Source organism: Nocardioides sp. (genome assembly GCF_036401255.1).
Taxonomy (GTDB): domain Bacteria; phylum Actinomycetota; class Actinomycetes; order Propionibacteriales; family Nocardioidaceae; genus Nocardioides.
Genome location: NZ_DASWVI010000180.1, coordinates 1 through 6,890, shown reverse-complemented (window position 1 = coordinate 6,890; position 6,890 = coordinate 1). Strand labels below are relative to the sequence as shown.

Annotated in this window: 7 protein-coding genes; 5 read left to right on the top strand and 2 right to left on the bottom strand. The window is 71.1% G+C overall.

Going from position 1 to position 6,890, the window contains the following annotated elements:
* Positions 1-96: 96 nt before the first annotated feature.
* Positions 97-717, bottom strand: coding sequence for an HAD family phosphatase (locus tag VGD85_RS08490; RefSeq protein ID WP_331063021.1), 621 nt, complete (start codon positions 715-717; stop codon positions 97-99).
* 184 nt (positions 718-901) lie between these two features.
* On the bottom strand, positions 902-2,191 hold the full coding sequence (locus VGD85_RS08485; protein WP_331063020.1) for a citrate synthase: 1,290 nt from the start codon (positions 2,189-2,191) through the stop codon (positions 902-904).
* A gap of 251 nt (positions 2,192-2,442) precedes the next feature.
* On the opposite strand from VGD85_RS08485, the gene rplM reads away from it, so the two are divergent.
* From rplM to VGD85_RS08460, 5 genes are all read left to right on the top strand, one after another.
* On the top strand, positions 2,443-2,886 hold the full coding sequence (gene rplM / locus VGD85_RS08480) for a 50S ribosomal protein L13 (protein WP_331063019.1): 444 nt from the start codon (positions 2,443-2,445) through the stop codon (positions 2,884-2,886).
* A 35-nt stretch (positions 2,887-2,921) separates the two neighbouring features.
* Complete coding sequence (gene rpsI, locus VGD85_RS08475) at positions 2,922-3,422, top strand: 30S ribosomal protein S9 (RefSeq protein ID WP_331063018.1); 501 nt, start codon at positions 2,922-2,924, stop codon at positions 3,420-3,422.
* A 121-nt stretch (positions 3,423-3,543) separates the two neighbouring features.
* Positions 3,544-4,890, top strand: coding sequence for a phosphoglucosamine mutase (glmM, locus tag VGD85_RS08470; RefSeq protein WP_331063017.1), 1,347 nt, complete (start codon positions 3,544-3,546; stop codon positions 4,888-4,890).
* A 10-nt stretch (positions 4,891-4,900) separates the two neighbouring features.
* Positions 4,901-5,809: an ATP-binding cassette domain-containing protein gene (locus tag VGD85_RS08465; protein WP_331063016.1), complete on the top strand. Its 909-nt coding sequence runs from the start codon at positions 4,901-4,903 to the stop codon at positions 5,807-5,809.
* Complete coding sequence (locus VGD85_RS08460) at positions 5,806-6,621, top strand: ABC transporter permease (protein ID WP_331063015.1); 816 nt, start codon at positions 5,806-5,808, stop codon at positions 6,619-6,621. The genes VGD85_RS08465 and VGD85_RS08460 overlap by 4 nt, the downstream gene beginning before the upstream one ends.
* Positions 6,622-6,890: the final 269 nt, after the last annotated feature.

Genomic DNA, 6,890 nt, shown 5'->3' with positions numbered 1-6,890 from the left:
CAACGCCGGCTCGCGCGCCTCGACCGGGTGCCGGTCGTGGTCGACCCGGCGCGGGGCCCGGCGATCCGGCGCTCGGTCGCCCTGCAGCGGTAGGCGTCAGACCGGCAGGCCGCGCCGTCGCAGCTCGGTGCGCAGCGCGGCCGCGTCGGTGAACAAGATCGCGTCCATGCCCAGCGCCGCGGCGGCGTCCACGTTCGCCTGCTTGTCGTCGACGAACGCCAGCCGGTCCAGCGCGATGCCGCTGCGCTCGGCCAGGATCTCGAAGACCCGGGGGTCGGGCTTGGCGACCTTCTCGGTGCCCGAGACGACCACGTCGTCGAGCAGCGCGAGCACCTCGAACCGCTCCGGCGCGTGCGGGTAGAGCTCGTCGGACCAGTTCGTCAGCCCGAACAGCGGTACGCCGGCGGCGTGCAGGTCACGCACGACGTCGGCCGTGCCCGGCACCTCGCCCCGCAACGACTCCAGGAAGTGGGCGCGATAGGCCAGTGCGTGCTGGGCCCAGTGCGGGTGGCTGCGGCGTACCGCCTCCTCGGCGTCGGCCCAGCGGCCCCCCGCGTCCTGGACGAGGTTCCAAGCCAGGAAGTCGAAGTCCTCGGCCTCGAGGAACCGCCGGGCCTCGTCGGGCCCCACGCCGGCGGCGATCGCGGCGTAGGGGTCCCAGTCGATGAGGACGTTGCCGAGGTCGAAGACGACAGCAGTGGGTGGGGTCTTCGGCACGACGTTCCTCTCAGCTCAACGGGTCTCGACACGCGGGTCGCGACTTCGCAAGCTCAGTCGCGCCGCTCGCTCGACCACCATCAGCGGATCCGCTGACGCGTCTCCGCTCGACACGCGGGTCGCGACTTCGCAAGCTCAGTCGCGCCGTCGCCCGACCACCATCAGCGTTCGTCGTGAGCTTCGCTCACGCCCAGCGCTCGGCGGCGGGCACGAAGTCGAGTCCCCGCTCGCCGGTGTAGATCTGCTTGGGGCGCGCGATCTTCTGCTCCTTGTCCTGCACGAGCTCGAGCCACTGGGCCAGCCAGCCCGGGGTGCGGCCGATCGCGAACAGCACCGTGAACATCTCGGGCGGGAACTGGAAGGCCTCGTAGATCAGACCGGAGTAGAAGTCGACGTTGGGGTAGAGGCGCCGCTTGACGAAGTACTCGTCCTCGAGCGCGATCTTCTCCAGCTCCAGCGCGATGTCGAGGAGCGGGTTGGTGCCGGTGACCTCGAAGACGTCCTCGGCGGACTTCTTGATGATCTTGGCGCGCGGGTCGTAGTTCTTGTAGACCCGGTGGCCGAAGCCCATCAGCCGCTCGTTGCCGTCCTTGACCCCCTGGATGAACGAGGGGATGTTCTCCTTGGTGCCGATGCGGCGCAGCATCCGCAGCACCGCCTCGTTGGCGCCGCCGTGCAGCGGGCCGTAGAGCGCACCGACGCCGGCCGCGACGGCGGAGTAGGGGTCGACCTGGGTGGAGCCGACCGAGCGCACCGCGTTGGTGGAGGCGTTCTGCTCGTGGTCGGCGTGCAGGATGAACAGCACGTCGAGGGCCTTGACCAGGCGCTCGTCAGCGTCGAACTTCTGCTCGCTCATCTTGAACAGCATCGAGAGGAAGTTCGCGGTGTAGCTGAGCTCGTTGTCGGGGTAGATGAACGGCTTGCCCTGCGCGTGGCGGAACGACCAGGCGCCCAGCGTCGGCATCTTCGCGATCATCCGGACGATCTGCATGTGCCGGTTGTCGGCGTCGGAGATGTTGCGCGCGTCGGGGTAGAACGTCGACAGGGCCCCGACCGACGCCATCAGCATCCCCATCGGGTGCGCGTCGTAGCGGAAGCCCTGCATGAACTCCTTGACGTTCTCGTGCACGAACGTGTGGTAGGTGATCTCGTGCACCCACGCCTGGTACTCGGCCTGCGTCGGCAGGCTGCCGTGGATGAGCAGGTAGGCCACCTCGAGGAAGCTGGACTTCTCGGCCAGCTGCTCGATCGGGTAGCCGCGGTACTCGAGGACGCCACGGTCGCCGTCGATGAAGGTGACGGAGCTGCGGCACGAGGCCGTGTTCACGAAGCCCGGGTCGTAGACGGCCAGGCCGGGTGCGGACTCGTCGGCCTTGATCTGGCCCAGGTCCGCGGCCTTGATCGTGCCGTCGGTGATCGGGACCTCGTACTCCTGCCCGGTGCGGTTGTCACGGACGGTGAGGGAATCTGTCACGCACTCCAACTTAGACTGCGGCGTGGCGGCATGCGAAACCCGGCTCCCATCCCCGATGATTCGACACCGCTGACCGGCGACCCGTAGTCTTGTCTGTCGCGCCTCCTGCCGCGCTCCGACCCGCCACGGGATCGGGGTGCAGATCCGGACCGTACGCCAGTGCGGAGCCGGGCCGTGTTCGTCAGAGGGCGTGGCTCCACCACCCGGGAGCAGCAGCTCTCCGGGCCCGACGAACGAAGAAGGAAACTTCCGTGCGCACGTACAGTCCCAAGCCCGGCGACATCCAGCGCGAGTGGCTCGTCATCGACGCCACCGACGTCGTCCTCGGCCGCCTCGCGGTGCAGACCGCGAACCTCCTGCGCGGCAAGCACAAGGCGATCTTCGCTCCCCACGTCGACACCGGTGACTTCGTCATCATCGTCAACGCGGAGAAGGTCGCCCTGTCGGGCGACAAGAAGACGACCAAGATGGCCTACCGCCACTCCGGCTACCCCGGTGGTCTGTCTGCCACGCCGATCGGCGAGATCCTGGAGAAGGACGCCCGCAAGGCCATCGAGAAGGCCGTGTGGGGCATGCTCCCGAAGAACAAGCTCGGCCGTCAGATGCTGAAGAAGCTGAAGGTCTACTCCGGGCCCAACCACCCGCACCAGGCCCAGAAGGCCACGCCGTTCGAGATCAAGCAGATCTCCCAGTAATCCGTCTGTACGAGCACCGAGAAAGCCTGAGGAACATGAGCGACACCACCAACGAGGTCGAGGAGACCTACGAGGTCGACGAGCAGGGCATCGCCTACAGCTCGGAGAGCGCGCCGTCCGCCGACGCCCCGCAGCGCCCCGCGACCATCGCCCCCGCGAGCGCCACCGGCCGCCGCAAGGAGGCGGTCGCCCGCGTCCGCCTGGTCCCCGGCACCGGCCAGTGGACCGTCAACGGCCGCACCCTGGACTCCTACTTCCCCAACAAGCTGCACCAGCAGGTCGTCAACGAGCCCTTCGTGACCACCCAGCTGGAGGGTCGCTTCGACGTGATCGCCCGCATCCACGGCGGCGGCATCACCGGCCAGGCCGGCGCGCTGCGCCTGGGCGTGGCCCGTGCGCTCAACGCGGTCGACGTCGAGGCCAACCGCCCCTCGCTGAAGAAGGCCGGGCTGCTCACGCGCGACGCCCGCGTCATCGAGCGCAAGAAGGCCGGTCTCAAGAAGGCCCGGAAGGCCCCCCAGTTCTCGAAGCGCTGATATCGGCGCCTGGCTGCGTTGTCGGCCCTCGACGGCCGCTCCGCTCTAAGGCCGCCTTCGGGCCTCCGCCTTGCCAGGCATCCGATCTCAGCACTTCGAACGCAAGCGCGAGAGGTCGTACATGCCGCGCATCTTCGGCACGGACGGGGTCCGGGGCCTGGCGAACGGTCAGCTGACCGCCGAGCTGGCCCTGGACCTCTCCGTCGCCGCTGCCCGGGTCCTGGCCGACCGGGGCGAGTTCGAGGGTCACCGCCCGCTCGCCGTCGTCGGCCGGGACACGCGCATCTCCGGGCAGTTCCTCGAGCACGCCGTCGTCGCGGGCCTCGCGTCGGCCGGCGTCGACGTGCTCCGGCTGCGGGTCCTGCCCACCCCGGCCGTCGCGTACATGACCGAGGCCCTCGGCGCCGACCTCGGGGTGGTCATCAGCGCCTCGCACAACCCGATGCCCGACAACGGCATCAAGTTCCTCGCCCGCGGCGGGCACAAGCTCGACGACGCGGTCGAGAAGGTCATCGAGCAGCACCTCGCCGAGGAGTGGGATCGCCCCCTGGGCGGTGCCGTCGGGCGGGTCACGCCGTACGCCACCCCCGTCGAGGAGTACGTCGAGCACCTCGTCGGCACCCTCACCCGGCCGCTCGACGGCATCAAAGTCGTGCTCGACTGCGCCCACGGCGCGGCGTACGAGGCCGGGCCGCGCGCGCTGCGCGCCGCCGGCGCCGAGGTGATCGCGATCGGCGTCGAGCCCGACGGGCTCAACATCAACGACGACTGCGGCTCCACGCACCTCGGACCGCTGCAGGCCGCGGTCGTCGAGCACGGCGCCGACGTCGGATTCGCCCTCGACGGCGACGCCGACCGCTGCCTGGCCGTCGACCACGAGGGCAACACCGTCGACGGCGACCAGATCCTCGCGATCCTCGCGCTCGGCATGGCCGAGACCGGTCACCTCGCCAAGAACACCGTGGTCGCCACCGTGATGAGCAACCTCGGTTTCGTGCAGGCGATGCGGTCCGCCGGCGTCGGCGTACGCCAGACCAAGGTCGGCGACCGCTACGTCCTCGAGGCCATGCGCGTCTCCGGGTACTCGCTGGGTGGCGAGCAGTCCGGCCACGTCATCATGAGCGAGCACGCGACCACCGGTGACGGCATCCTCACCGCCCTGCACGTGCTCCAGCGGATGGCCGCGACCGGGCAGAGCCTGCAGTCCCTCGCCGCCGTGGTCACCCGGCTGCCGCAGGTGCTCGTCAACGTCCCCGACGTCGACAAGAGCCGCGCCGACGACGACGCGGTGCTCGCGGCCGCGATCGCGGAGGAGGAGGCCGCGCTCGGCGACACCGGCCGCGTGCTGCTGCGCCCCTCCGGCACCGAGCAGCTGGTGCGGGTGATGGTCGAGGCCGCCACCCAGGAGCAGGCCGTGTCCGTCGCCGGGCGGCTGGCCGACGTCGTGAAGCGCCAGCTCAGCCTCTAGGCTCGGCCCCGTGGCCTACCGGGGGAACGCCGGCCCGACGCTGTCGGTCGCCGGTCTGAGCAAGACGTTCGGCACCATCCGCGCGGTCGACGAGCTCAGCTTCGACGTCCGGCCAGGCGCAGTCACCGGGTTCCTCGGACCCAACGGCGCCGGCAAGACCACGACGCTGCGGATGCTCCTCGGGCTGACCCGCCCGACCGGCGGACGGGCACTCGTCGGGGACCGGCCGTACGCCGAGCACCCGACCCCCGCGCGGGTCGTCGGCGCCGCGATCGAGTCCTCCGGGTTCCACCCGGGCCGCACCGGCCTGGGCCACCTCGGTGTCTACGCGGCGCAGGCGGGCGTCGACCGGACGCGCTGTCACGAGCTGCTCGAGTTCGTCGGCCTCGCCGCGGCCGGCAACCGCCGGGTCGGGGGCTACTCGCTCGGAATGCGGCAGCGGCTCGCGCTGGCGACCGCGCTGCTCGGCGACCCGCCGGCGATCGTGCTCGACGAGCCGGCGAACGGCCTCGACCCCGAGGGCATCGTCTGGCTGCGTCAGCTGCTGCGGGCGTTCGCGGCCCAGGGCCGCACGGTGCTGATCTCCAGCCACGTGCTGTCCGAGGTGCAACACACCGTCGACGACGTGGTGATCATCGCCGAGGGCCGGCTCGTGCACGCCTCCTCCCTCGCCGAGCTCGCGAGCACCGCCGCGCCCGAGACCTACATCGAGTCGCCGGCCGAGCAGGCCCTGGCCGACCTCTGCCGCGAGCGCGGCTGGGCGACCCGGCCCGACGGCGCCGGCCTGGTGCTCACCGGCGTACCGGCCGCCGAGGCCGGGGCGGCGGCGTACGCCGCGCGCCTCGAGCTGCACCAGCTGGTCAGCCGCGGCACCGGCCTCGAGGACGTGTTCCTCCGGCTGACGGGAGGTGCGTCGTGAAGGGTTCGATGCGGGCGGCGCTGGTTGCGGAGTACCGCAAGCTGGTCAGCACCCGGATGTGGTGGCTGCTGCTGCTCGTGCTCGCCGGCTACCTCGCGTTCATCGGCGTCGTGATGGCGTCCTCGTTCGTGTTCGCACCCGAGGAGGGGAGCGGCGCGGCGCCGCTGGAGGGTGCCGCGGCGGCGCGAGCGATCTACGGGCTGACCAACGCCGTCGGCTACGTGTTCCCGCTCGTGATCGGCAGCCTGGCGATCACCGCGGAGTTCCGGCACCAGACGATCACCGAGACCCTGCTGGTCGAGCCGCGGCGCGGCGTACTGCTCACGGCCAAGCTGCTCGCGACCGTCCCGATCGGCCTGCTGTACGGCGTGGTGGGCACGGTCGCGGTCGTCGGCGCGAGCGCCCCGCTGCTCGCCGGGTGGGGCGACGGCGCGTACCTCGGCGACGGCTCCGTGGTGCGCGTGCTCGTGCTGGGCGTGCTCGTGACCGTGCTGTGGACGATGATCGGCGTCGCGTTCGGCAGCGTGGTCCCCAACCAGGTGGCCGCGATCGTGGTCATCCTCGCCTTCACCCAGTTCGTGGAGCCGATCGCCCGCCTCGCCCTGGGGTCCTTCGACGGCACCGAGGGGGTCGCGAGGTTCCTGCCCGGAGCGGCCGCCGACGGCCTGATCGGCTCCAGCCTCTTCGGCGAGCTGGCCGGCGGCTCCTCCGCGCTGCTGTCGCGTCCGGCCGCCCTGGCCGTCCTGCTCTCCTACACCGTCGTGCTGGCCCTCGTCGGCCGGTTCACCACCCTGCGCCGCGACGTCCCCTGAGCCGAGTCGGCGCCAGTTTCCGCTCGAGGTGGGCCGAGTCGGCGCCAGTTTCCGCTCGATGTGGGCCGAGTCGGCGCCAGTTTCCGGTGCGGGGGGAAACTGGCGCCGCCTCGGCGTTGTGCACAGGGGCGCACAGGCGGTGTCGATGAGGCGGGTCCGGGGTAGACCCCTGCCATGACCCGGGTCCGGATCGCGCAGCTGCTGGCTGTGCTGGCCGCGCTCAGCGTGCTGGGCACGGGCGCGGTCGCGGCGGCGCAGTGGGTCGGTGG

Bases quoted from the DNA above. Each gene is read 5' to 3' on its own strand.
- rpsI (WP_331063018.1), top strand. From the start codon at position 2,922: ATGAGCGACACCACCAACGAGGTCGAGGAGACCTACGAGGTCGACGAG.
- glmM (WP_331063017.1), top strand. From the start codon at position 3,544: ATGCCGCGCATCTTCGGCACGGACGGGGTCCGGGGCCTGGCGAACGGT.